Source organism: Allokutzneria sp. NRRL B-24872, from assembly GCF_002155965.1.
GTDB lineage: Bacteria > Actinomycetota > Actinomycetes > Mycobacteriales > Pseudonocardiaceae > Allokutzneria.
Genome location: NZ_MUMH01000323.1, coordinates 1 through 595 on the forward strand (window position 1 = coordinate 1; position 595 = coordinate 595).

Sequence of the window (595 nt, forward strand, 5' to 3'; positions counted from 1 at the left end):
GTCCGGCCACGAGCTCGGCCACGGCCAAGGCCGTGAAACCGGCCAGGAGTCCGGCCAGGGCGCCAAGTGCGGCGCGGACGAGTTTGCTGCGGAAGCTGCTCACACCCGACATTCGGCGGCCTCCGCCCGGCGGATTGGCCTGACCCCCGAAAGAGTGAAGTGCTCGCCCGTGTTGCCGTCAGGGCACGGGCGCGGTGGCTGCGGAGCGGTCCGTGTCACCGGCGTACTCGGTCCTCGTGCCGATGAAGCGCTGGGGCCCGGCCTCTTCGCCGACCCCTCGGACGGGGGCAAGCAGATCATCGAGGTCCTCACCCGGTAGCCCGCGCGGAGGCGGGAGGTGCTGCGGGTGGCTGTGCCGAAAGCCACCCGCAGCCGACCCGTCCGGCCCGGGACACGCTCAGCGCGGGCCGCCGGGCCGGAGGGGCGCCGGTCCGCGCCGCCCCGTCTTGCAGGCGGCGGGCCGGGCCCCTCCCCGAGGCGGTCGGTCAGGCGTTGACGCAGGTGTTGCCGAACGACGGGTTCAGCAGCCCGATGACGCTGACGGTGTTGCCGCAGGCGTTGACCGGAACGTGGACGGGCAGCTGGATGAGGTTGC

The 595-nt window shown here is 73.4% G+C and carries 1 protein-coding gene; it reads right to left on the bottom strand.

What is annotated here, in order from left to right; all coding sequences use genetic code 11:
• Positions 1-485 precede the first annotated feature (485 nt).
• The coding region (locus CCN37_RS37775; protein WP_143262042.1) for a chaplin at positions 486-595 on the bottom strand (110 nt) is incomplete at its 5' end.